The following is a 24,941-nucleotide window of genomic DNA, read 5'->3' as shown; positions in this document are numbered from 1 at the left end:
CCTTAGAGCTACGATCTAGCTAGAATAAGTTCTAACTGGGTGCCGATTAATTCTGAGTGATCGGCAAGACTACCTACCCATTCGAGAATTTTATATAAAAACATGACATCTACAGGTTTGTAATTATCTTCAATGGCTAATAAGTTACGACGAAGTTTAATTTGCAATGAATCTGTATCATCTTCAATCGTTTCAAGTACTTCTATCATTTTAGTGACGATATCCACTTCACGACCTTTAAAGCCCGCTTCAAGTAATTCATCTAGCCCATTAATCGCATTTTTTGCTTGCTGTATCGCATCTAGGCTGCGTTGTACATAGGCCATAAAATCAACGAAGATTTCACTAGGGATCTGTAATTGGCGCCCAAAAGTACGCCCAGCAATGTCTTTTGCTGTATTGGCAATTTTATCTTGGCGATTAACTAGCTCTAATAAATCAGCGCGGTCAATAGGCATAAACAAACCCTTTGGCAGCGTCAAACGTAATTCACGTTTCAGCTCATCGGCTTGTTTCTCATATTGAGATATTTGCTTTCTCACAACTCCTGCTTCTACCCAATCATTTTTTGAACATGCTTCAAAAAATGGAAGTAGCAATTCGCTACAAGTCGCAACTTTGTCCATGTGTAATTGGATCGGTTTGATTGGAGATTTTGCAAACACTCCAAATATCGAATTAACTGGCATGATTCACCTTAATTTTTGATGGTTTGGTAACCACATAATGATCAAATAGAACATCTAATATGCGGCGCATGTTAACTTTCTTTTGCACACAATAGAACATCAATTTAGTATAATTGAGAAAATTTTACGATTAAAAATGATCTTGGTTATTAAATGAAGGGCTATTTTAGGTATAAATTATGGAAACAGAGATAGAAATTAAGTTCTTTTTTAATGCGCATTTTGCCGATGAACTATTGGCTAAAATAAGTCAATACACGGTTATTTCTCATAAAAACCAAATGCTATACAACGTTTATTTTGAGACGCCTCTGCGTGCACTAAGAACCATGGATATGGGATTAAGAGTACGTCGAATTGATGATCAATGTACGCAAACGATTAAAACCTCTGGTCGAGTGATAGGGGGGTTGCATCAACGACCTGAGTACAATGAACCAATAGAGGGGTTGCAACCAGAACTGTCCCGATTTAATAGTAAAATTTGGCCAGAAGATTGTAATATAAATCAATTGCAAGCACAGTTATCTCCTTTATTTAGTACTGATTTCAACCGTTTACATTGGTTGTTGGAAATGCCAGATGGGACGTTAATTGAAGTCGCTTATGATTGTGGAAAAATTATTGCGACGCAAGGCGAAGCTGATATTTGTGAAATTGAATTAGAATTAGTGAAAGGTGATGAATCTAAATTATTTGTTTTAGCACAAGATATTGCTTCATTACCGCAAGTACGTCTAGGTAATGTAAGTAAAGCTCAGCGTGGATATATGCTCACAGAAGGGGTTGATTTTGTCGTTAAACCAATCGACTTTTCTACTTTAAATCATGATATGAATTTACAAGAAGCGATGTCAGTAAATTTTCAACATGGTTTAAAACATTTGCAGTATCATGAAAATTGCTACCTTGAAGGAGGTGATTTTAGCGCCTTAGTTGAGTTGCAAAAAAGTATTATGTTTTTACATCAAAATATTCATCTTTTTAAAGAAGCAGGCGTTTCTTTTGTCGGTTGTGCTTGGATTGAAGACCTACAATGGCTTGCTAGAAGCTTTTCATGGGTAGATGAACGTTTAGTTTTTAGAAATTTATTAGAGAATAAAGCTTACTATATTCGAAAATTACCGAGATTAAAGCAATTACAGAAAAAACTACACTTAGCTGATCAGGCGCTTCCGAGTGAAGAAGATATTTTTAATATGTTGCACAGTTCTCGCTATTGCCACTTTGTTTTAGGGCTAACGGAATGGTTAATTCAGCTTGAAAAAACACCACAAACTGATGCTCCGCCAGTATCATTACTTTCATTTTCTGATACCGCATTAACCGATGGATGGTCTAAATTAAAAATAGCATTATCTTCTGAACCCTTGCTAAGTATTGACAAACTACTCGCACATCAAGGGTTGCTAGCGGCAAACTTAATGACAGGGTTTAGCTTTGGTAATTTATTTAGCACGGAACGAATTGCTGAGTATTGTTACCCATGGTTAGATATTTATCAGGGGATTCATGAGTTATCGATGCTTGATACTATATATGAGTTAGCTCTTGATGAAGAAAAAAGCGAAGCGAAAAATGAATATCTTAAATGGGTTAAGCGTAAACAATATTCTTTATTAAGTGCGATTGAACAATCTAAACATCGCGCACTATTAAATGAGATGTATTGGATTGATCCTGATAATTAACCCAAATTCAAGGCAACTTGAACGACTCCCATTATTACCTTCTTTAATTTTTTAGGTTAGTTGATTGAAGCTATAAATAGTTATTGCTTCAATCAGTGCTTTTCAAAACCATGTCTTTTTGTATGAAATAGATACAAACTTTCTGTTTATATTTCAATTATGCGCAATAAGAAGTCAAGAGTAGGTAAATAATCACAAATGTGTTGGTTTTAACTATAATTGAGTAGATTTTAAGAATATTTCAACTAATATTTCTCGATGACAATCGATAGATTACTATTCCTCTTTATTTCCCTTTTATTGAATCGAGTTAATATATGCCACAAGTACAGTTAAATAGCTTAGAAAAACAATTAGTTAATACATCTCCTCTGACCAAAGGTATTATTCTATTTTTCCTTGGTGCACTGTTTATATTAGTGATTAATCAGTTTTTTGTGGTTAATTTAGTGGCTACCTTTATTGTTGTATTTTTATTAGTTTTAGTCGTGGTATGGCAACATCACTGTAATCATAAACAACTCGCCGTTTTGCAACAATACCTTCAAGACCCTACCACCTCAAAACCAGAGCAATTAGAAGGTGCATTCTCTCAGCTTTATCTCGTTGCTAATGATCAGATCGCCGAAGCTACAAAGTATAGTGAAAGTACAGCTAGTACTTTGACTCAATTACATGAAGTGACTGAGCAATTTGGTGCCTGCATGGAAGTTATTAATGAATCTGTAGCCGAAGAGTTTGAGCAAATAGAGTTACTAGCGACGGCGATGAATCAAATGACGACTGCCGTAAAAGAAGTAGAAGATAATGCAGAAAGTGCCTCAACTTCTACTTTGGAAGCGACAAATGTCGCTGAAGAAGGCCGCAGTGCTGTTGATGCGACGATCACTTCCATCAATTCATTGTCTAAAAATATTGATGATTCAGCGATTGCCGTTAATAACGTAGAAAGTAAGGTTGAGAGCATTGGCAGTGTAGTTGATACTATTCGCAGTATTTCTGACCAAACCAACTTATTAGCCTTAAATGCAGCTATTGAAGCTGCACGCGCCGGTGAATATGGACGCGGTTTTGCAGTGGTGGCTGATGAAGTGCGTAGCCTTGCTAAACGCACACAAGATGCGACAGTTGAAATCCAAGCAATGATTGAACAGTTACAAAAGAGTGCGCAACAAGCCGTTGGTTTAATGGATAGTAGTGTTAAAGAAGCAGAAATTGGCGTGAAAGAAGTGACCAAAGCGGGTATTAAACTTTCAGACATCGTTGGTAAAGTAAGTCATATTTCTGAGTTAAATTATCAAATAGCCTCTGCTGCTAAGGAGCAGGCAACAGTTGCTGAAGAAATCAATAATAGTTTGGTACAAGTGAAAGAAACAGTAGAAGGTTCTGTGGTTGTATTGAAAGAAGTAACTGATATGACTGATGAAATTTATGGTTATACGGTATTTTTAACCAAAGTTTAATATTGCTAGATACTTTATAGGCCTGTTTGTAGGCGGATCTATTTTTAGCGTAAAGTCACTCGTTATAAATCTATAATCGGTGGCGTTGCCAACAAGTATTGTTGCTCTGTAGTGATGTACCCTTTACCATTCAAGTAGCTAAAGCCTTTTGATTGGTAAAGAGTATTGTATTTATTTTTCTTTAAAATATTCACTATTAGAAGCAAATTTAGTTAACTCCTCGATTACACACTTTTTAATATCTAATTGGTTTTCAGATGAAATATTATAGCGTTGGCCTAGTTGCATATAATCTTCTGCACTTAAACTCACTGTTAAACGCGGGCGTTTAGGCTTTTTGTGTGTGGTTAATTCTAATAAGTCTCTGATCTTTTCTGAAGGGCTGATCCCTTCATCTAATGCGCTACGGCGAATGCTATATTGCAGCTTGCTATCCATATCGAAAGCGATTTGCACTGCTTTGACAACTTTTGCTGATTGCTGCCATTTTTTAGGTAATTCACCAATTGGCATGTTTATTCTCCTTTGATCCATAATTCTGCAATATCACTTGCAGGGCGCAAGCTTGATAAATATACATCGGTATCACCATTCTCAAAAATAAAGATTTCTATCTTACGTAAACCTTCATTTCCTTCAAGTGAATAATATTCAAATTCTTGACCATGTTCCTGATCAGAATATTGTGGTGGTTTACTGTCCCGATAATCGGCTTGATGAATGTAGCCAGATGTTGAAAAGTCTTGCTGGATATATTCCGTGGCTAACATATCTGCATAAGTGTGTTGTTTTGCTGTCGGTGTTAAACGTGCGTTGCCAGGAGCATTAAAAATATCAGAAAAGGCATCCATATCAAATAAAGCTTCTACTTCAGCACGAGTTAATAATAGGCTGCACTGTATAAGATTTTTAGGGTTTTTAGGAAAACTCAGATAAACCAATTTTTGATTACTACCTTGCGCAACCAATTGTACATAATGCTGATGTTTAAATTCAATGGTAATGACATCGTTAACTTGTAGCTGTTGCTTACGCATTACTTCAGGTAATGCAAAACTATCATCGAAACAAAAAATATCACCGATTAATAGCTGATCTGGTTGATTCAAAGCACGTGTTGGTGTTGTTGCTTGTTTACTAAATAACGATTTTAAAAAACGCATAAATATCCTTTAGCAAATATGTGATGGTAAGCGTTAGCTAGATGCAAAAAAACACGACTGCCTAAGCAAGTCGTGCTTTATTGTTATAATAACCGTATTAGTGATGTTTCAAAATAAAATTTATTTATTTTTTAAACGATCTAATACCGATTGTGCACTATTTTGTTGAGCCCCAATGCCTGCATCTTGCAGTTTATTTTTTAATGATTGGTCTGAGTTCTCAGAGGCTAATTGCTCTGCTGCCTGCAGTTTATCATCAAACATTGCTTGTTTTTGTTTGATTCGTTCTAGTGAATCTTTGGCATTTAATAATTTAGAGTTGCTTGCAGTAAAGTTATCTGAGATTGCAGAAGTTGCTTTTTGTACACTCTCAGTGGTTTTTACCATGGTTAACTGGCGTTTGTATTCAGTTAACTTACGTTCACTCTTTTTAATCAATTCTTTTAAGCGATCAATGCTATTTAAGAAGCTTTCATTTGCTTGTTGTTGATCTGCTGCATTACTTTCAAGTTCTGCTATTTTTTCAGCAACTTCAATAGCTAATGCTTCATTGCCTTGGTTTAGCGCTTGCATTGCATAACCTTCATGCTCTTTGATGCTGGCTTGTAATTGCGCTAATTCACGAGCTGTTTGCATTTGTTTAGCCATCACTGAAGTCAAATCACGCTTGGCAATTGTGATATGTTTTTCTGAGTCACGAATTTCTTGAGCAAAAATTCTAGTTGAGTTAGCATCTACAATTGCTTCACCAGCTTCTGTTGCACCACCGCGTACTGCAGTGATTATTTTTCTAAATATGTTCATTTTTAAACTCCGAATTAATTTAAGTAGCTATCCATTTCACTGATCACTTCAAGGCTGTTATCGCTGAGAGTGACTAATTCAAGCTCTATATCTTCTAAGCTTGAGTTGATTGATAGCGCGCCAAAGACAACATATTTGTCTTCGACTTTAGCAAAAGAGGAAAGCGGCATAGGAATGTTCATCTCTAACATTGCTTCCATCATATTTGCTTTAAGTTCTGATTTAATTTCATCTTCACCCCATAAGTAGGCAATACATAAAATTTGGTTATCACTGATAGAAACAAAAATTGGGATCTCTTCGCGGTCAATAATTTCTACTTGTAGTACATCTATTTCACCATTGATTGGCGTACAGTCAAAATTGAAGCCCGTTTCGGTATCGTCTGCTAATTTATTTAAATGGGTAGCAATAGTATGAATATTCATCGTGTTCCTTAACCGTGTTTGACATTAAATGTCATGTGAGTATTAATTTAGTAGCCAAGCCATTATATGTCAATGGATTTCTGCGTTTATTTTCGTCGTTTTACTTAACTCGGTGTGAATGCTGTTATTAAAGTCTACTCGTTGTCATTATGTTAGTCAGCTACTTATCGGTTTTAAATTGTTGCTAGTCTCATAATAATGGTGCTTCAAAATTACTTTTCAATGACTATCATTGTAAAAATGTAGAGCAGGTTTGTTATTCTTGTCTGTCATGACTGACTTTAGTGGTGCTTAGTACGTCATTAGTAATATTTTATTCTGTGCGTAGGATCATGCATTTCATACTAGGGATCAGCTTATGATGCTTTTTTTACCTCACTTTTTATTTTAAGGAAGGTAAACTCTATAAGAGTAGCGCCTTCCTCAACTATCGAATCTTATTGTGAGCAATGTATGTCTTTATTAAATGAAGTAGCACAAAAATATATGCAACAACTTGGTGAACGTTTTGATTTATCCAGCTTAAGTGATGATCACTCTCAGCAATTATATGACGTTTTTGCATTGAGTGATTTTGTTGCAGAGTCTTTAATAAAGCAGCCAGCTCTTATTCCCTGCTTATTCGAAAGTAACTTATTAACCACAGCCGATCGCACTGAGCAATTGATAATAGAGCTAAAAACCGCTCTGTCAGAGACTGAGAATGAAGCACAATTACACCAAACATTACGTTTTTTTAGACGTAAGCATATGGTGGTGATTGCTTGGCGAGAGCTCTTAAACCTAAGTACTTTACAGGAAAGCTTTGTCCACATTTCGTTATTAGCAGATCAGTTAATTTTGCAAAGCTTAAATTGGTTATATCAGTTGCAATGCCAAGAGCAAGGTACGCCAATCGGAGAGTCCGGTGAGCAACAAACAATGTATGTCTTTGCCATGGGTAAGTTAGGTGGTAAAGAACTCAACTTCTCTTCTGATATTGATCTTATCTTTTCTTATCCTGAACGCGGCCAAACCGAAGGCGGGCGACGCGTTATTGAAAACTCTGCATTTTTCACTAAATTAGGGCAGCGTTTAATTGCTGCACTACACCAAATAACCGTTGATGGTTTTGTATACCGTGTAGATATGCGTTTACGTCCTTTTGGTGAGTCTGGGCCATTAGTGACAACCTTTAACTCTATTGAAGATTATTACCAAACTCATGGTCGAGAATGGGAGCGTTATGCGATGGTTAAGGCGCGTGTTTTAGGTAAGGAAGGGATTTACAAGCAAGAGCTCGAAGGAATGCTTAGGCCCTTTGTGTTTAGACGTTATATTGATTTTAGTGCCATTGAGTCATTACGGAAAATGAAAGCAATGATCAGTGCTGAAGTTCGCCGTAAAGGTTTAAAAGATAATATTAAATTGGGTATGGGCGGGATCCGTGAAATTGAATTTGTTGCACAAGCTTTTCAACTTATTCATGGTGGAAGGGATTTGCAACTGCAATGCAAAGGGTTACAAGAAACCTTAAAAGTAATTGCAAAAACTGAGGTCTTGCCGGCGGATAGAGTTACTTGTTTATTGGATTCATATCATTTTTTACGGGCAGTAGAAAATGTATTGCAGCAAATTGGCGACCAGCAAACGCAGACATTACCGAATAACGAATTAGATAAGCTACGCTTAATTAAAGTAATGAAATTTGAAGACTGGGAAAGTTTTTATACGCGCTTAAATCAAGTAATGGAAAACGTACACAAGGAATTCAACTGGGTTATTGGGGAATCTGAGGAGCAACAAAATGAACCGCAGGAAGAGTTTGTTGAATTGTGGGAGTTGCAGCTTTCTAGTGAAGAAATTGAACCTATTTTAAGTAAACATATTAAACCAAGCAGCAAAGCCGATAAGCAGGTTGTTGCATTTTCAAAAATGATTGTTTCTTTAAAAGAAGATATTAGTCGCCGTCCGATTGGCCCACGAGGACAAGCAACAATTGATAAATTATTACCAAGAATTATTGCTTTAACTTGTGCCTTTTCTCATCCGGACAGTCTTTTTGAGCGTATTCATCATCTGATTTTAAATATTATGCGCCGTACCGCTTATTTGGAGTTATTGAATGAAAATGAGGGGGCACTAAATCAGCTATTAAAATTATGTTCAGCTAGTCCTCGAGTCTCCGCGCAGTTAGCTCGTCACCCTATTTTACTCGATGAGCTGTTAGACCCTCAAAAACTCTACCATCCAACGGAGTTAAGTAATTATAGAAGCGAGTTACAGCAGTTTATGCTACGTATTCCTGAAGAGGATATGGAGCAGCAAATGGAAGCGTTGCGTCAATTTAAACAGATGCAATTTTTACATATTGCCACCGCCGATATTGCAAAGGGTATTAAATTACCTCAGGTAAGTGATCATTTAACTTGTTTAAGCGAGGCTATTCTTGAGTATGTGGTACAAATAGCTTGGGCTCAAATTACTGAAAAATTTGGTATACCGAGTAATGTTGCGGGCACTGACCGTAAAGGTTTTGCAGTGATCGGCTATGGTAAAATGGGCGGTTTAGAGCTTGGTTATGAGTCTGATCTCGATGTGGTATTTCTACATGATACTAATATATCAGGTGTAACCAATGGTACTCGTAGCATCGATAATCAGTTATTTTATTTCCGTTTAGCACAACGTATTATTCACCTATTTAGCTCGCGTACTAACTCTGGAATTCTGTATGAAATAGATATGCGTTTACGCCCATCGGGTGATTCTGGACCACTTGTCGCAGGTATGGCTGGGTTTCATCGCTACTTAAAAGAAAACGCATGGACATGGGAACATCAAGCTTTAGTTCGCTCCCGTCCAGTATTTATTGATAGCATTATGCAACAAGAGTTTACGCAAATACGGGCAGAAATATTAAGTCAAATGCGAGATCAACAGCTATTAAAAAAAGACGTATCGGAGATGCGCACTAAAATGCGGGATCATTTGAATCGTGCTGAAAGTCAGGAGTTTGATCTTAAGCAGTCTCCAGGGGGAATGGTCGATATTGAGTTTATTGCACAGTACCTGGTGCTAGCTCATGCCAACGAATTCCCTGAGCGCTTAACAGAGTGGTCGGATAATTTGCGTATTTTTGCTGCTTGCGAGCAGCTTGGGTTATTAACTGAGCTGCAAGCAAAACAATTGATTGATGCCTACTGTCATATTCGAGATGCGGCCCATCGTTTAAGCCTGGGTAAAAAGAAACGCATTACACAGGCAGATCAGTTAGTTGAAGACCGTAATGCTGTAATTGCAGTATGGGAGCAGCTTTTTTAGACTGAGTCAGTTCCTAGCTTAGGCTCCACTAATGTTTTTAAATAAATCAAGATGCAGCGGAGTCGGCAAACTAAGAGGGAGAAAAATAAAGGCGAGACTGCTTTGTAACGCAACTCGCCTTTATTCGTGTTTTTAATGCACATTAAATCAAACTTTATTAGTGCTATTGGTACACCGAAGGTTCTCCCTCTGGGCGGGTCTTAAAGCGACGGTGTAGCCACATATATTGATCATCACACTCGCTAACCATGCGCTCTATCTGTTGGTTAGTATAAGTGGTGTCAGCCTTTAAATTCTGGCTTGGAAAATCACTTAACGCTTCATAAAAAATTAATTCATAGCCCTCAGAACCAGGCAGGCGCTTTAAAAACACAGGAATAACAACACTATCTTTAACACGCGCTAAAGTACTTGTGCCAGATACTGTGTTAGCGCTCTCTACATCGAAAAATGGTGCAAATATGCTGCTTTTGTGTCGCCCATAATCATGGTCGGGTGCGTACCATAATGCTTGTCCGGTTTTTAATACACGTAACATCGCTTTAAAATCTTTGCGATCTAGCATGGCTTTATGCTCGCGCATACGTCCCCAGTAGAACCAATAATCTAAGACTTCGTTACTATTTTTTCTATACACCGCATAACTTGGGTGAATCAAGCCTAATGCACGCGCGCCCATCTCTAAAGTTAAAAAGTGTGCACCTAAAAAGATAATACCGTTGCCTTGTCGGGTGGCTTGTTGTAGATGTTGAATGCCTCGCACACTTAGTAAACCACGTACACGCCAACTTGGCCAAAACCAAGCCATGCCCATTTCTAATAAAGCAATCCCCGTATTTTCGAAGTTCGCTTTTACTTTCTGATCAACTTGTTCCGGTGTCAGTTCAGGAAAGCATAATTCAATATTACGACGTGCAGTATGAAAACGTTTTTTAGCAAAAGGGATCGCTAGTCGCCCTAAGTATTTACCAATATTTAATATTGTTGAATAAGGTAATAATGACGATAAAAAGAGAATTAAGATCCCTAGCCAAGCTAACCAATATCTTGGGTGAATAAAGCTAGATTTTAATTTGTATATATCCATAAACTGCTCTCTGCTATCGGGGAGGTATGATTCTAACGAATAATATTAGAAATACCTATTATGTCTTTGAATCTTATTGTGTTGATTGCTCTTTTATTATTACTTTTGTTTAAGGCTAAACTTAATAGGCTGTTAGCTAAAAATGTTGAAATACTTTTAGGCATTTCTACTTTTTTGTAATGATGCCGTTATCGCTTATCGATAAAGAGTGATTACCTCACAGTGGCTTAATCGCTTCAAAAACAACCTTAAAATATCAACAGTGTCTAGTCTAATTGATATATACTCATTAATATTTTTTGTATATTTATTTGGGTTTAAAATGTTGAGAGCAAAGCGTTTTCACTCTTCCGACTTTATTTTTGTTGTACTCACTGTCATCTTGATCACTTTTATTTTTATGTTCATGTCCAATGATCAAAGCCAAAAACAACAACGTCAATTAGTTGAGCGCGCAGTATACAATAGTTTTGTCTCTGCACTAGCTCAAGTGAAGTCTAATGCTGGCTTATTGTATGCTTTACAATATCATAATGAAGCTATTTTACCTTTACTAGAAAAGGCAAATAACAATATAAATGCTCCGCAAGTTTTAGCCTCGATTAAACAAAGTTTGTATGAAAAATTGCAGCCTTCATTTCGTAGTAGTAGCCAAAATTTTGAACATCAACAGGTGTATCTAAGTAATGGTGAATCATTGTTAACATTGCAACAAATTACAGAACCAACCAATAAAAATAACGTCGACAATACTGCCTTGAGAAAGGTACTACAAAATAAAGAAACCTCGTTTGGTTTGTCATTGAAAAATGGTCGTTACCTGTATAGTTATTTTTTTCCTGTTTTTAATCACAATAATAATTTTATCGCCGTGGTAGAAGTCGCTATGCCATTAACTGCAATGAAAAAAATATTAACGTCAACTAGCGCAGTAAAATCGCAATATTTATTAGCAAAAAGACCACTCTTATCGACCCAACAAAAAGCCAAGTTATATCAAGAAACGGCTTTTTCCGATGCTTTTTATATTGGCATCAACGAAAACAAATTAAACCCTCGATTAGGAGAGCTAAGTGCGGCTAATTTGGCGCAATTAAAACAAAGCCTAGGCCTAGCTGAAGAAACAAAATTAATGCAATTGAAACGCTTTTCAGTCAATACTCGTATTGCAGGAGAAGATGGCATCGCTGTTTTCATGCCCGTTCATGATACGCGTGGTTATGCGGTAGGTGGTGTACTCACTTTTTCTCCAATGATGAAGTTGTATCTTTCACAATCTGACAAATATGCGATCACACTTATTCTATTATTGATGGTGCTATTAACATTACTGTATACCTTTAGAAAGTACATGGCGTTGAGTCGTTTACAATTGCGTTATCAGTGTTTTTTAGATGGTTTACCTTTCCCTATTTTTGTTAAAGGTTTTAATAATGAATATATTGTTGCTAATAAGGCGTTTTACCGTTTCTTTAATGTTACTAGAGCGCAGTTATTAGATAAAAAACACAGTGCAGCCATTGAACCTGAAGCATTAACTATATCTATTGCGGATATTAATCAAGCTGGTGGATGCATTGAAGTAGAGCCCGAGAAATTAAAAGAAAATGATCCTTCAAGCTATAAAATTTTCTATTATGCAAATTCGCAATTGAGTAGAGAAATGATTGGCTATATTGGTTACATTAAGGATATTAGTGACCGTAAATCACTCAATCAATCTTTAAAATCATCAATATTCGATCAAACTCAATTTATGGATTTATTACCATTAGGTGTGCGTATTTTTAATCTCCAAGGACGCACTACTTTTGTCAATAAAATACTGGCACAACTAAGCGGCCATAAGGTAGATGATTTACTAGATACAGACTGTGATGCTCTGTTTACGTGCCTACAATGTAATAAAAGTGTGTGTCCTTTACTAAAAACCAAGAATACAGAGCAAGTGCATCGTATAGAAACTATTAAATATAGTGCCAAAGGCGAGGCTCGAACCTATGAGATTGTTCAGCATCCCTATTATTCAACAGAAAAACAAATTCAGGGGATTATTGAAATCACCCGCGATATTACCGTTGATAAATCATTATTAGATAAAAATAATGAATTGATGCTAAGCGACGAGCTTACTGGGTTATTAAACCATCGCGGTATTGTCAGTGCCGGAGATAATTATTTCCGTTTAAGCCAACGTGCTAACAAACCTTTCTTTGCCTTATATATTGATGTTGTTGGTATAACCAAGATTAATTTAGATCATGGTGAAGCAGAGGGAGATCAATTATTAATGTCTTTTGCAAATATATTGACTGACACCTTTAGAGAAACCGATTTAGTGGCGCGTATTGGTGGGGATGAGTTTGTTATTTTAATGACAGATAGTGAATATCATATTACCGATACAGGGCTGTTTCCTCGCTTAGACAATAATGTTCGAAAGTTTAATTCAAGCTCCATTAGAAAAAGTCGTTTAGTGATTGATACCGGAATCGTTGAGTATAAAAAAGAAAGTCATCCCGATTTACTGTCTTTGATTAATAATGCAGAACAATTGGTATATGAGCATAGTATCAAACGCACCTTAGGTTAGTCCTTGCTTACTTAAACTGTCTATGAAAACTTGTTTGGGCACTTTTAATACTTGGTTATTTGCTAATTTCAAAGGCCAAGCAAGATAATGATCGGGTTGTTTAAAGCCGATCAGTTGTTGGCCAAGGTAATGTTTAAGTTGCTGACAATCTAGATCAAATTGAGTTGAGTCTGAAAATAAAACAAAGAGCGCAATGCGCTGACCATATTGTTGATCCTTGGTGGGACAAATATAAGCTTGTTTAACACGACCATATTGTAAACATACTCGCTCTATTTCCTCCGGCTGAATATTTTCGCCACCACTAATAAATTGTCTGTCTTTACGTCCTATAATAGATAATTGATGTTGTTTCAGTGTGCCCAAGTCACCACTTGCAACCCATTCTTCTGCTGCAATTTTATGTATTGCATTATCTCGGAAATACCCAATAAATCGTGTTTCGCCAGTTATATAAATTTCACCTCGGTGTATTTTTATTTCTCTATACGGTAAAACCTGTAGCTGACTACTGTTATCTGAGGTGGCAATTTGCGAGGCCATTTCAGTACTGCCGTAACTTAAGTGATAGTGAAATCCACGTGCAGCTAACGCTGTTAGGTGCTCTTCTGAAAAAGCGCTTCCACCCAATAAAACATGTTTAATGGCAGATTGTTTCGCATTAAATAAAGGATCTGCTAATAAGCGGATCAATTGCGTTGAAACTAAGGATAAGTGCGTGATCCTGTGTTGTTGTAATAAGGCAACAGTCAATGGATAAGTGGTTAAGTGTATGCATGCTCCTGCAATAATGGTTCGTAATACCGTTGCATATCCACCAATATGAAATAGTGGTAGGGACAATAAGTTATGATCCTGTGAAGCAAGAGGGATCAGTCTTTGTGAGCCCAGCGCACTAAAAAAGTGATTACGATAATTATGTACAATCGCTTTAGGAAAACCGCTGCTACCAGAAGTGAAAATAATATTGCAAGCTTGTTCTGGTTCAATCAATAAAGGCGTGAGCGTTATTGCGGAAGTGGAGATATTTGCAGTTGCTGCAATAGAAGATGAAGCCTGCTCATGAAGGTTTGATAACAGCAATTCAAAATCTATTTGTAATTGAGGTGACGAGGTCGGTAGGGAGTCTGCATCTTGCTCATTCTCAATCCAACAGTACGGCGTATTTAATACTGCCAATCTTTGCGACAACTCAGTAGCGGTAAAGCGTGGGTTTAGCGGACAAAATAGCCAGCCTGCTCGTACGCATAATAATTGCATTAATAGCAATTCAATACCATTACTGGCGATACAAGCCAGCCTGACCATTGACGGTGGAGTTGAAGTTGAAATTGGAGTAGTTAGGTTAATTTGTGTCAGTAATTGTCTTTGCAGTGCGCTTAATAGTTGATCTAACTGCTGATAGGAGATCGATTGCTGATCATATTGCAACGCAGTCCAGTGACTATGATAAATAGCATGCCAGCGAACGGGGCAGTGGTTAATTAAGAGTGCCATATACAAGTTGCCTGAGATGTAATGAATCTTTGTAAGTCTGAATTATCCTTAATAGCATGACTTATTTCAGGTTGGAAAGCGTGTAAGGTATCTAAGCCTAAGCTTACCTTTAATTGAGTTTTTTGTTGCCATTGCTTTGCTAGATAAGCCAGTTGCTGTAGAGCGATTGGGGATTCAAAACTCGCGCTCATGCTAAGACTTAATTGTTGCTGTTGTGCATGCGTTAATAAAGCCTGAATACGAGCAGAATAGCCAATCAATGTAGGTTTGATGATTAACGCTTTAATACATTTGCTGATAGGCAATAGATTGGATATTAATAAGCTCTCATCTAATGCGATGGAGACCTTAAATTGTGTTGAAATGGATATATTATCCATAGTAGAAAGCGTTGGCTCTTCAATATAATCAATACATTTTCTGTCAATCGCATCTAGGAAGTCGATATATTGAATTGCAGTCCACTGCTGATTGGCGTCTAAGCGTAGCTGAACAGCGGGATTAAGTTCAATAAGGCTTTGTATGACTTTAATATCCTCTGCCACCGATAAACGCGCTACTTTCAATTTTACTGTTGCTGGATAATTTAACTCTCTATAGCGCTTAATAATTTCGTTCAGGCTACCTTGCAATAAAGGTATGGTCATTAAAGCAATATCTTGCGCTACATTACTTGTTTGTAATGCCCAGGGAATACGTTGCTGTAGGCAAAATAAAGCAAAGCTTACACTCGGTAAAAAAGGCGCTGTAAAATCTACTTGTTGATGGTTTGCTTGTTGCTTGCTTATGCATTGATTGGTCAACGTTCCGGCTTGTAAGGCATCGATTAGTTGCGTTTGACATGCAGCAAGTGTTTCTTGGCTAAAACCGGGCAGAGGCGATACTTCACCAATATAATCTTGCCCATGCGGGCTGTGCTCAATTAACCATAGTCCTTCGCGGGTGCTTAAATGATGGCCTTTAAAATTGATGGTTTTTTTTAAAGGTAATGAGAAGCGGTACAAGCTTAACTTTTTATTTGAACAGTCAAATAGTTGATCAAACTTGTCCATCATTGTCCTTTTCTAAATTATTTAAGTTAGCCGTTAATTGTAGCGTAAGTCATATCCCACTTGAGTATCCGTAGCTTCTCAAGTGAGTAGTCATGGGCGCTATCAACTTTTATTATTCATCACCATGATAAGCAGTACCGGTGTAATCATCAAAACGAGAGTAACGCCCTTGGAACGTTAAACGTACCTTACCAATTGGTCCGTTACGTTGCTTACCAATGATGATTTCTGCAATGCCTTTGTGCTCACTATCTTCGTGATAAACTTCATCTCGATAAATAAACATAATTAAATCAGCATCTTGCTCAATCGCACCCGATTCACGTAAGTCTGAGTTAATAGGGCGCTTATCAGCACGTTGCTCAAGACCACGGTTTAACTGAGATAAGGCAATAACAGGACAACGTAACTCTTTGGCTAATGCTTTTAAAGAACGTGAGATTTCTGAAATCTCTAAGGTACGGTTTTCACTCAAAGAAGGGACACGCATTAATTGTAAATAATCGACCATGATCATGCTAACACCGCCGTGGTCACGTGCAATACGACGAGCGCGCGAACGTAATTCCGTTGGTGTTAAACCAGAGCTATCATCAATAAACATTTTACCGCGGTCTAATAAAATAGACATAGTAGAAGATAATGAAGCCCAATCGTTTTCATCTAATTGGCCGGTACGAATTTTACCTTGGTCTATACGCCCTAAAGAAGCCAACATACGATTCATGATCTGATCTGAAGGCATCTCTAATGAGAAAATAATGGTTGGCTTGTCTGCATTAAGGGCTGCATGTTCCGCTAAGTTCATGGCAAAGGTAGTTTTCCCCATTGATGGACGCGCCGCTACAATAATTAAATCACCGGGTTGGAAGCCCGTAGTCATTTGGTCTAAATCATTGTAACCAGAGGACAATCCGGTAATACCATCGCGAGGGTTTTTGCATAAATCATCAATTTTTGCGACTGTTTCTTTGAGGATATCTTTAATCGCTTGCGGGCCTTCATTTTGATTATTTCGAGCCTCTGCAATTTGGAACACTTTAGTTTCTGCAAAATCTAGCAGCTCTGCACTATCACGACCTTCGGTATCATAGCCTGCCTCTGCAATATCATTGGCTACACCAATTAACTCCCTAACAATGGCGCGTTCACGAACAATATCTGCATAGTTATTGATGTTAGCTGCACTTGGCGTGTTTTGTAATAGCTCCGCTAAATAAGCAATGCCACCAATGCCTTCTAATTCCTGTGTATCTTCAAGCTTTTCTGACAGTGTAACGATATCTACGGGAATATCATTGCTGCTTAGTTTTTCAATAGTTGAAAAAATAAGGCGATGTGCACGTGTATAAAAGTCACGGTCAACCACTCGCTCAGAAACATCTGACCAAGTATCATTGTCTAATAATAAACCGCCAATGACCGCTTGTTCGGCTTCAAAAGAGTGGGGAACCGTTTTTATTGGTGAATGCGTTTTATTTTTTTGTTTAGTAAAAGCAGGTCTATCCGCCATATTAGAATCCTAATGAGTGAAGTAAGTTAAATAAACAGGATTTCAATCCAAATATACGCGGTTAATAACAAACCAATTAAGACAGCTGATGAGCCCATATCTTTAGCGCGCCCAGAAAGTTCATGGAATTCACTGCCAATTCTATCTACAACGGCTTCAATGGCTGAATTAATTATTTCAAATATTAATACCAAGATCACTGGCGAAATTAAAAGGATACGCTCTACTTTAGTGACATCTACTAATAAGGCAATAGGGATTAAAATAATTGCTAGTAACACCTCTTGACGAAAAGCAGCTTCATGTTTAAAAGCACTTTTGATGCCTTTTAGTGAATAACCAAAAGCAAGAAATATTCGCTTTATTCCAGTATTTTTTTGCATTAATAAGCAATCTCATGTGTATTAATTGAAGCGCACACTTTAACAAATAGACATCACTTGGTCATCATTTAGCTGTTGATTGAGAGTAATCATTTGCTAGCGGTCTCAGAATGCTTGTCAACGCCTATACGCACTAGCTTTGTATGTTAAACTAAAGCCAATATAATGGACAATAACAAGGAAAGTATGTGCTAGTTAAAGGCTCTTTTTGGTCTAAGCTGATCAGTCGTTTTTGGGTGAAGAGTGTGGTGGTGCCACAAAATCCTGTTACTGAGTTAAAGTTAGACCTCTCTCGTCCTATTATTTATGTGTTGGAACAAAATAGTGCTAGCGATTTATTAGCACTACAAAAAGCCTGTATTAAGCAAGCTTTACCTGACCCTTATCAGCCTTTGCAATTGCATGGTATTACCCTGCCCGCTGTTATTTACCTGCATGATTGGTATTTCTTTAAAAAGAAACCGCTAAAGCAACAGCAGTCTGCTTATTTAGCGCAATACCAACACTTATTATCGTTGCATCAACAGGATACAGAGCTTGATGTGCAATTAGTACCAGTGACATTTTTCTGGGGTAGAAATCCAGGTAAAAGCAATCCACGAAAAGCTTTTCTGGGGCATCATAATGTAAGTAGCTTACAAAAAGCATGGTCTATTCTCACTGCGGGTAGTGATCATTTAATACGTTTTAATGTACCCATCTCTGTTCAATCATTAGTAGAAAAAAACAAACACTCAAAACATTTAGCGCATAAACTTGCGCGAGTAGCCTTGCATTATTTTAGTACCCAAAATCGTTCTAGTCGTGGGCCTCAAATTCCTAATCGCAAAGCGATGATCAAACGTGTTATCGCCAGCCCTATGATGCAACAAACTATTCAACAAGAAAGCCTGCAAAGTGGTCGAAGTGAGTTGCAGGTTACTCAGCAATGCCATGCTTATTTAGAAGAGATTAGTAGTAATTTTTCATATCGATTTTTACGTTTTTTCCGATCTATTTTGTCTAAAGTCTGGAATGGTATTTACCAAGGGATCGAAGTTAATCATGCACAAGCGGTGCGTGATGCAACACAAAGTGGGGCTGAAATTATTTATATGCCTTGTCACCGCAGTCATATGGATTATCTTTTATTATCTTATTTATTATTTGGAGAAGGTTTAGTACCGCCACATGTAGCAGCCGGAGTGAATCTTAACTTTTTTCCTGCTGGTGGTATTTTTAGACGCTCAGGTGCGTTCTTTTTACGTCGTAGTTTTAAAGATGATCCTCTCTATGGCAAAGCATTCAAAGCTTATTTTGCGATGCTATTTAAACAAGGTTATCCAATTGAGTTCTTTACCGAAGGAGGACGCAGTCGAACCGGACGTTTACTACCCGCTAAAACGGGTTTACTCGCAATGAGTGTACAAACCTTTTTAGACCAACCTGAACGTAATGTAATGATTGTGCCTGTGTATATTGGTTATGACCATATCATGGAAGTAAGCACTTACATGAAAGAGTTGTCCGGGCAGAAAAAACAACAAGAAAGTGCGTGGCAAGTCCTAGGTGTTGTTAAAAAATTACGTAATTTTGGGCGTGCTTTTGTTAACTTTGGGAAGCCTATTAATCTCAAGCAATATCTCGATCAACAGCAACCTAATTGGCGACATCAAGCCCTTACTGAGCAGCAATTTGCTACACAAGTTAACCACTTGGCCAATAATGTTATGCAGGGAATAAATCAAGCAACGGCAGTGAATGCTTTACCTTTGTGCGCAGCTATATTATTGGCAAGCACTAATCATCAGCTAGGTAAACATCGTATGTTGGCTTTATTGCAATTACATCAACAGTTATTAGCGAATACCAGCCAAGACTCTAGAATTACTTATCCAACACAATCTGTTGAACTCATTTATCAACAAGCGTTAGCCATGAATAAGTTTTCAGAGTCTAATTATGTGGTGAGTTGTGATCAAAAACAAAGCGCACATTTAACTTATTACCGTAATACCATTGTGCACGTATTTGCGCTGCCTTCATTGGTGAGTTATGGCTTAATTAAATTAAACAATCAAAACAATAAAATTAGTTGTGCCACATTAACCGAGTTGGTAGGTAGTTTATTAGGCTTTATCGATGCAGAATATTTCCTAGCGCCTTCAACAGAAACACTTAAACAGCGAGTCACTCGTGTTTTACTACAATTACAACAGAATAGCTTTGTTCGTGTTGACGATGACGTGATCACGCTTAGCGATCTGTCATTTATCCAGACATTAAGTAGGCATTTAAGCGAAACTCGATTGCGCTACCATTGTGTATTGAGTTTGTTATTTGCAGATTTTGATCAAAGCGATGAGACATTATTAGCGGCCAGTAAAAAACGATTATTGGGCAGTAGCATTGAACCGTTTGATGCCAAGGTGATTAATGTTTTTATTCAACAACTTGATAGAAAGACATTACAACCTAAGCAAGTTGAAGAGTTGTTAGCTTGTTTATCAATGAAGTAGAAGTGAATATGCTATAGAGTTGGCTGATTTCGCTCACAAGTGAACAGCACTGCTTAGTTATTATCTGGCGCACTAGTATATTAGTTGCAATATTATGACAACAAATACTTTATCAAAATGTCTATTCCGTTGTTGATGGTTCTATGACATGCAAACACAAGGTCTTTTAGTTAACAGTGAATAAACCCTATTTAATTTTACAGAAAACGGTCTTTTTTCAAGAAGAAATTAAAAAAAGTCGATTTTTAACTTTCATCAGTCCAGCTCAAGGTAAGACTGCTGCGATGCAATACCTTGCTGACATAAAAGCCTTGCATAAAGATGCACGTCATCATTGCTGGGCTTATATTGGTGGCAGCCCTAAAGATAGCGTTAATATGGGGTGTAGTGATGATGGTGAACCCAAAGGGACAGCTGGAAAGCCTATGCTTGCTGTTTTACAAGGCACTAATGTTGGGGAAATAGTTGCTGTCGTAGTGAGGTATTCAGGCGGTATTAAATTAGGAACGGGCGGTTTAGTACGTGCTTACAGTAATGGTTTGCAGCAATTATGCCCAACCATGCCTACAATGGAGAAGCGTTTTTTCCAACAATTTAAGTTACAATGTAACTATGCCCAAATGGCAACGGTAGAGCATATATTAGCTTCGCATTCAGGAAGAATCATTAATGTCGATTATCAACAAGAAGTAGTGGCATTAATTGAAGTCGATAGTGAACAAATAATACAGTTTAAGCAAAAATTACAATCATCGATGCAGGGACAGATCATTGCGAAACAAATTAATACTTCAACTAATGCTAACTAGTTGGTCTAGCTAGTGGCCATTCGTTCAATTATCAGGATTGTAGCGATGTTGATCGGCCTATTTAGCCTGACCATGTTGCCACCTGTTTTTGTTGCTTTCATCTATCAAGATGGTGGCGGTAATGACTTTTTAGCTGCATTTTTTGTCACTTTATTTATCGGCTTTGTTTTTTGGCTTCCAAATCGACGTCACAAAGGTGAATTAAAGGCGCGTGAAGGTTTTTTAATTGTGGTGTTGTTTTGGGCAACACTGGGCAGCGTCGGTGCAATTCCATTTCTAATGAGCTCCAGCGTAGACATGAATCTTGCGACTGCCTTTTTTGAATCTTTTTCTGGGTTAACCACCACCGGCGCAACCACTATTGCTCAGTTAGATGATTTGCCAAAATCAATTTTATTCTATCGACAAATGCTGCAATGGTTTGGTGGCATGGGGATCATTGTATTAGCCGTTGCGGTACTGCCTATGTTAGGTATCGGTGGCATGCAGTTGTACCGAGCAGAAACACCGGGGCCAGTGAAAGATTCAAAAATGACCCCCCGTATAGCAGAAACAGCAAAAGCGCTATGGTATGTTTATTTATGCTTAACGGTTGCTTGTATGTTGGCATTTTGGATTGCCGGTATGAGCTTGTTTGATGCGCTTGGCCATAGTTTCTCAACCGTATCTATTGGTGGGTTTTCTACTTACGATGCCAGTATGGGACACTTCGATAGTGAAGTGATCAATATCATCACCGTGGTTTTCTTAATTATCTCAGGCATTAACTACGCACTACATTTCACGGTATTCTCTGCAAAAAAACTCAGTTTTGACGTCTATCGACGCGACCCTGAAGTGCGCGCGTTTATCTTTATTCAGGTGATTCTAACTATTATCTGCTTTTGGATGTTAATGGGGCACGATGTTTATAACAGTATAGAAACCACCTTTTCCCATGCGTTATTTCAATCCGTTTCAATTTCAACCACGGCAGGTTTTACTACTACTTCTTTCTCTGATTGGCCTTTGTTGTTGCCTGTTTTACTTATTTTCTCAAGTTTTATTGGAGGATGTGCAGGTTCCACTGGCGGCGGTTTGAAAGTGATTCGTGTATTATTACTTAACTTGCAAGGGCAACGTGAATTAAAGCGTTTAGTGCATCCTAAAGCCGTGTATAAAATTAAGTTAGGTGATAAAGCTTTACCGGACCGTGTTGTTGAAGCTGTGTGGGGATTCTTCTCTACCTATGCATTGGTCTTTATTGTTTGTATGCTGGCATTATTAATGACAGGTATGGACGAATTGAGTGCGTTCTCTTCTGTGGTCGCCATGCTTAATAATCTAGGGCCTGGTTTAGGTGAAGTCGCGACTCATTTTAATGATGTTAGTGATGCTTCAAAATGGGTGATGATTATTGCCATGCTATTTGGTCGATTAGAAGTCTTTACATTGTTGGTGTTATTTACACCTGTATTCTGGAAAAATTAACTTATGTCTAATGAAACTCAAGCTAAGCAAGCTGAAACCAAGCAAACTGAAAGTAGTGTAGTAAGCAAAACTTTAGTACTTTATTCCTCTGTCGATGGACAAACATTAAAAATAATTAATCGTATTAAGCAAACGCTTACTGGCGAAGTGATTGTATTGAATGTTGATGATAATCCGACCATTGATTTTTCTTTGTACCAAAAAGTCTTAATCGGTGCATCTATTCGTTATGGTAACTTTCGTCCCAATATAATTAAGTTTGTTAATCAGCATAAAACGCAATTAGATGCAGTATGTAATGCTTTTTTTGTGGTTTGTTTAACTGCACGTAAGCCAGAAAAAGCAGTGCCAGAAAATAATGCCTATATGAAAAAATTTGATCAGCTTTCACAATGGCAACCACAGTTCAAAGGGGTGTTTGCCGGAGCTCTATTGTATTCACGTTATAATTGGTGGCAAACCCTGTTAATTCAGTTGATTATGAAAATGACGGGCGGCAGTACCGATAAAACACAGGACATAGAATTAACCGATTGGGAAAAAGTTGATTCTTTTGCTCAGGACTTTGCAGCACGTTAGTTTGTCTCATAAGAAAATTTAGGCTGAAATAATGTCGGCGCTGATTTACAATACGAGCCCGTTTCACCGCTTAGATTATCAATAGGTTGCTATATTTTGAGCCAGAGTATCACTAGTACTGCACATGACGTCTTATTTGATGTGTTTGGTTACAAGCAATTTCGAGATGGCCAAGAAACCGTTATTAACGAGTTGATCGCAGGGCGTGATGCGTTGGTAGTGATGCCTACGGGTGGCGGTAAAAGTTTATGTTTTCAAATTCCTGCGTTAGTAAGAGAGGGGATATGCATCGTTATATCACCTTTGATCTCACTCATGAAAGATCAAGTGGATACCCTACAAGCTTGTGGTGTTGCAGCGGCCTATTTAAATTCCAGCCTTTCCTATCAACAACAAAATGATATTATTAATTCCCTACATCGTGGTCAGTTAAAACTATTATACGTTGCACCTGAGCGCCTTTTACGCCCTGATTTTATTGCTCGACTACAACACTTGCCTATTAATTTATTTGCCATTGATGAAGCCCATTGTATCTCTTCTTGGGGGCATGACTTCCGTCCTGAATATGCACAATTAGGCAATCTTAAAGAACATTTTCCTAATATTCCTTTAGTGGCTTTAACTGCAACGGCTGATCATGCAACACAGCAAGATATTTTACAGCGCCTACAGCTCAATCAACCTTTAATAGAAATTCGCAGTTTTGACCGCCCTAATATTGAATATTTATTGATTGAAAAGTATCGCCCATTAGCACAATTATTTAATTATTTAGATCAGCATAAAGACGAAAGTGGAATTATTTATTGCACTAGTCGTAAGCGTACTGAAGAGATTGCACAAAAATTAGCTGCAAAGGGATTAAATTCACGTTGTTATCATGCTGGATTACCCTTAGAAGAACGCCAAACGGTACAAGATTTATTTATTAAAGATGAAGTGGAAATCGTAGTTGCGACGGTTGCTTTTGGTATGGGTATTGATAAACCCAATGTGCGTTTTGTTGTGCATTATGAAATACCTAAGAATATTGAGTCATACTATCAAGAAACAGGGCGAGCAGGCCGAGATGGTTTGCCTGCTCAAGCGATGTTATTTTATGACCCAGCAGATCCTGCGCGTATTCGTAGCCTATTAGAAAAGAATCCAAATCAAGAGCAACTGCGTATTGAGTTACATAAACTGAATACAATGGTTGCATTTGCGGAAGCACAAACCTGTCGTCGTCGAGTTGTATTAAATTATTTTGGCGAGTACAGCCCTAAAGCTTGTGGTAACTGTGATATTTGTTTAGATCCTCCGCAAAGTTACGATGCAACGGTGGATGCACAAAAAATACTATCCTGTGTTTATCGCACTGGGCAATATTTTGGGATCACGCATGTGGTTGAAGTCTTACGTGGTGCGCAAACTGCACGTGTTAAAAGCCTTGGGCACGATCAATTATCGACTTTTGGTATTGGTAAGGATAAGTCAACCGAACATTGGTTTAGTATTGCTAGGCAATTGATCCATTGTGGATTATTGATGCAAAACTTAACTCGTGGCTCTGCTTTACAATTAACAGAAGCTGCTCGTTCAGTGCTTAAATCAGAGAATAGTTTGATGCTTGCTGTTCCAAGATTACAGCTAGTGAAAACCACTGCCAAACAAAAGCGACGTAGCGTGTCTGTTAATGCAGATAATAAGTTATTTGCTAAATTACGTCATTTACGCAAGCAGATCGCTGATCAAGCAAATTTACCACCCTATGTTATTTTTAGTGACGTTTCTTTGTCTGAAATGAGTGAGTTAATGCCCACTAATGACTCGCAATTTTTATCAATCACAGGCGTTGGCCATATCAAGTTGGATAAGTATGGAGAAGATTTTTTAGCTGAAATTAAACAATATGTTGATCAGCTATAATCTGCAGT

Annotated in this window: 19 protein-coding genes; 9 read left to right on the top strand and 10 right to left on the bottom strand. The window is 37.7% G+C overall.

Translation table 11 applies throughout. From position 1 onward, the window contains the following. Window positions 1-8 precede the first annotated feature (8 nt). A complete protein-coding gene (locus GQR44_RS02380; protein ID WP_166368830.1) occupies window positions 9-689 on the bottom strand; it encodes a TIGR00153 family protein in 681 nt (226 codons plus the stop codon). Window positions 690-868: 179 nt separating this feature from the next. On the opposite strand from GQR44_RS02380, the gene GQR44_RS02375 reads away from it, so the two are divergent. Next, complete coding sequence (locus GQR44_RS02375; protein WP_166368828.1) at window positions 869-2,380, top strand: CYTH and CHAD domain-containing protein; 1,512 nt, start codon at window positions 869-871, stop codon at window positions 2,378-2,380. Window positions 2,381-2,697: 317 nt separating this feature from the next. Beyond that, window positions 2,698-3,843: a methyl-accepting chemotaxis protein gene (locus GQR44_RS02370; RefSeq protein WP_166368826.1), complete on the top strand. Its 1,146-nt coding sequence runs from the start codon at window positions 2,698-2,700 to the stop codon at window positions 3,841-3,843. Window positions 3,844-4,014: 171 nt separating this feature from the next. Here GQR44_RS02370 and GQR44_RS02365 read toward each other — a convergent pair whose 3' ends face one another. The 4 genes from GQR44_RS02365 to GQR44_RS02350 all read right to left on the bottom strand — a co-directional run bounded on the left by GQR44_RS02365 (window position 4,015) and on the right by GQR44_RS02350 (window position 6,238). Further along, the gene (locus tag GQR44_RS02365; RefSeq protein ID WP_166368824.1) at window positions 4,015-4,356 is read right to left on the bottom strand and encodes a hypothetical protein; all 342 of its coding nucleotides are present in this window, start codon (window positions 4,354-4,356) and stop codon (window positions 4,015-4,017) included. Window positions 4,357-4,358: 2 nt separating this feature from the next. Beyond that, window positions 4,359-5,006, bottom strand: a complete 648-nt coding sequence (locus GQR44_RS02360; RefSeq protein ID WP_166368822.1) for a hypothetical protein — start codon at window positions 5,004-5,006, stop codon at window positions 4,359-4,361. 120 nt (window positions 5,007-5,126) lie between these two features. After that, window positions 5,127-5,810, bottom strand: a complete 684-nt coding sequence (locus tag GQR44_RS02355; RefSeq protein WP_166368820.1) for a PspA/IM30 family protein — start codon at window positions 5,808-5,810, stop codon at window positions 5,127-5,129. Window positions 5,811-5,824: 14 nt separating this feature from the next. Next, window positions 5,825-6,238, bottom strand: a complete 414-nt coding sequence (locus tag GQR44_RS02350) for a YjfI family protein (RefSeq protein ID WP_166368818.1) — start codon at window positions 6,236-6,238, stop codon at window positions 5,825-5,827. Window positions 6,239-6,691: 453 nt separating this feature from the next. On the opposite strand from GQR44_RS02350, the gene glnE reads away from it, so the two are divergent. Then, window positions 6,692-9,541: a bifunctional [glutamate--ammonia ligase]-adenylyl-L-tyrosine phosphorylase/[glutamate--ammonia-ligase] adenylyltransferase gene (glnE, locus tag GQR44_RS02345; protein ID WP_166368816.1), complete on the top strand. Its 2,850-nt coding sequence runs from the start codon at window positions 6,692-6,694 to the stop codon at window positions 9,539-9,541. Between the two features lie 163 nt (window positions 9,542-9,704). On the opposite strand, the gene lpxL is transcribed toward glnE, so the two are convergent. Continuing rightward, the gene (lpxL, locus tag GQR44_RS02340) at window positions 9,705-10,628 is read right to left on the bottom strand and encodes an LpxL/LpxP family Kdo(2)-lipid IV(A) lauroyl/palmitoleoyl acyltransferase (protein WP_166368814.1); all 924 of its coding nucleotides are present in this window, start codon (window positions 10,626-10,628) and stop codon (window positions 9,705-9,707) included. 322 nt (window positions 10,629-10,950) lie between these two features. Between lpxL and GQR44_RS02335 the strand changes: the two genes are divergently transcribed. Continuing rightward, complete coding sequence (locus GQR44_RS02335) at window positions 10,951-13,221, top strand: sensor domain-containing diguanylate cyclase (RefSeq protein ID WP_166368812.1); 2,271 nt, start codon at window positions 10,951-10,953, stop codon at window positions 13,219-13,221. Here the strand turns inward: GQR44_RS02335 and GQR44_RS02330 are convergent. The 4 genes from GQR44_RS02330 to GQR44_RS02315 form a co-directional block, all read right to left on the bottom strand. Next, window positions 13,213-14,718, bottom strand: coding sequence for an AMP-binding protein (locus GQR44_RS02330; RefSeq protein WP_166368810.1), 1,506 nt, complete (start codon window positions 14,716-14,718; stop codon window positions 13,213-13,215). The two genes, GQR44_RS02335 and GQR44_RS02330, sit on opposite strands and share 9 nt — an antisense overlap. Continuing rightward, window positions 14,706-15,770, bottom strand: coding sequence for an o-succinylbenzoate synthase (gene menC, locus GQR44_RS02325; RefSeq protein ID WP_166368808.1), 1,065 nt, complete (start codon window positions 15,768-15,770; stop codon window positions 14,706-14,708). Before menC ends, GQR44_RS02330 begins: the two co-directional genes overlap by 13 nt. 112 nt (window positions 15,771-15,882) lie before the next feature. Beyond that, window positions 15,883-17,283 carry a replicative DNA helicase gene (dnaB, locus tag GQR44_RS02320; protein ID WP_166368806.1) on the bottom strand — a complete coding sequence of 467 codons (1,401 nt, stop codon included), beginning with the start codon at window positions 17,281-17,283 and terminating at the stop codon, window positions 15,883-15,885. A gap of 26 nt (window positions 17,284-17,309) precedes the next feature. Next, a complete protein-coding gene (locus tag GQR44_RS02315) occupies window positions 17,310-17,666 on the bottom strand; it encodes a diacylglycerol kinase (RefSeq protein WP_166368804.1) in 357 nt (118 codons plus the stop codon). A 188-nt stretch (window positions 17,667-17,854) separates the two neighbouring features. Here GQR44_RS02315 and plsB point away from each other — a divergent pair, with 188 nt between their 5' ends. The 5 genes from plsB to recQ all read left to right on the top strand — a co-directional run bounded on the left by plsB (window position 17,855) and on the right by recQ (window position 24,933). Then, on the top strand, window positions 17,855-20,164 hold the full coding sequence (plsB, locus tag GQR44_RS02310) for a glycerol-3-phosphate 1-O-acyltransferase PlsB (protein WP_166368802.1): 2,310 nt from the start codon (window positions 17,855-17,857) through the stop codon (window positions 20,162-20,164). Between the two features lie 176 nt (window positions 20,165-20,340). Next, window positions 20,341-20,973, top strand: a complete 633-nt coding sequence (locus GQR44_RS02305; RefSeq protein ID WP_166368800.1) for a YigZ family protein — start codon at window positions 20,341-20,343, stop codon at window positions 20,971-20,973. Window positions 20,974-20,985: 12 nt separating this feature from the next. After that, entirely contained in the window at window positions 20,986-22,443 is a 1,458-nt protein-coding gene (locus GQR44_RS02300; RefSeq protein ID WP_166368798.1) for a TrkH family potassium uptake protein, read from the top strand. Between the two features lie 3 nt (window positions 22,444-22,446). Then, window positions 22,447-23,022, top strand: a complete 576-nt coding sequence (gene hemG, locus GQR44_RS02295; RefSeq protein WP_166368796.1) for a menaquinone-dependent protoporphyrinogen IX dehydrogenase — start codon at window positions 22,447-22,449, stop codon at window positions 23,020-23,022. 96 nt (window positions 23,023-23,118) lie between these two features. Further along, window positions 23,119-24,933 carry a DNA helicase RecQ gene (recQ, locus tag GQR44_RS02290; protein ID WP_205962935.1) on the top strand — a complete coding sequence of 605 codons (1,815 nt, stop codon included), beginning with the start codon at window positions 23,119-23,121 and terminating at the stop codon, window positions 24,931-24,933. Window positions 24,934-24,941 lie beyond the last annotated feature (8 nt).

It is taken from the genome of Psychromonas sp. SA13A, from assembly GCF_011378715.1.
Taxonomy (GTDB): Bacteria; Pseudomonadota; Gammaproteobacteria; order Enterobacterales; family Psychromonadaceae; genus Psychromonas.
Note: the sequence above shows the minus strand (reverse complement) of the source record. Positions and strands in the feature narration are given on the sequence as shown.